1 protein-coding gene is annotated in these 1,064 nt (G+C 44.7%); it reads left to right on the top strand.

Annotation, left to right across the window (positions count from 1 at the left end; translation table 11 throughout):
* Positions 1–1,064: CHASE domain-containing protein (locus R8269_RS26085; protein ID WP_318223022.1), on the top strand; the 1,064-nt coding region annotated here is incomplete at both ends.

The following is a 1,064-nucleotide window of genomic DNA, read 5'->3' as shown; positions in this document are numbered from 1 at the left end:
TGCTTTTGTAGCGGCGCTCCTCGTCACTGCAGGCGTAGTTGGTGTGGCCTACCAAATTCAGCAACGATACACCCTCGCTACTTTTGCAACCCTTGCAGATCGACAAGCTGAATCTCTAAAAGCAAATGTTGAAAATGATTTGAAATTTATCGGAGCGGGGGCCAATTTTTATCATTCTATAGACAGTTCTTATTGGTCAGCATTTCCCGTTTATGCAGAGCAGGTTATCAATAGCTCGCACAGTTTGATTGGTTTGCAGTGGATGCAACGAGTAGAGCGAGAAGATTTAGACGCGCACATTGCTAAAATGCGTCAAACATACCCAAATTACCAAATCTTTACCGTTCCAAAAGATCAGCCCCAAACCTTTGGCTATATTCTAGAAAACAACACTCCTGTTTACGTTGCAACGGACATCTACCCAAGAACCCAAGCCAACTTATCTTTACTTGGTTTTTACTTCTCTCGAAAGCGTTTTGATTTGATCTTTGACGACATCTCGACGAACAAACGCGCAAATGTTTCCGATAAAGTTCGTCTGCTTCAAGACGGCTACGACAAATCCATCCCCAAATCGGGCTTGCTGGTATATCACCCGGTCTTTGACTTCGAGAATAAAAACCTGTTGGGCGTGGTTACAGGTGTGATTCGTAGCACTGTTTATTTCGAAGAGCTGATCACCAAGACGGCGACGGAACTTGAGATGTCGGTCAGAGTGGAAGATTTAGGTTTTGATGCCTCTGACGACCCGTTTTTGTTTCAAAGTGAAAACTGGGATCGGATCAGCGGTAAAGTGATCAGCCGAACGATTCAGCTGCCTAATCGACAATGGCGAATTGATTTCAAACTTTCAGATGCCGTGTCTGCTTGGGAGCGCTCCATTTTAACGGGAACGACCATCGCAGGTCTTCTGATTGCGTTTTTGATCAGCTACATCGTTAACTTACAGTCACGAGAAAAAGAACGTTTAGCCGAAATGCTTGATATTAAGACGGTTGAGCTAAAACGCATGGCCGAGTTAGACCCTCTGACGCAATTGTTGAACCGTCGCGTGTTTAACGACA

The sequence above is a fragment of the Vibrio sp. Vb0667 genome (genome assembly GCF_033391095.1).
This window is presented reverse-complemented; position numbering and strand designations above follow the sequence as displayed.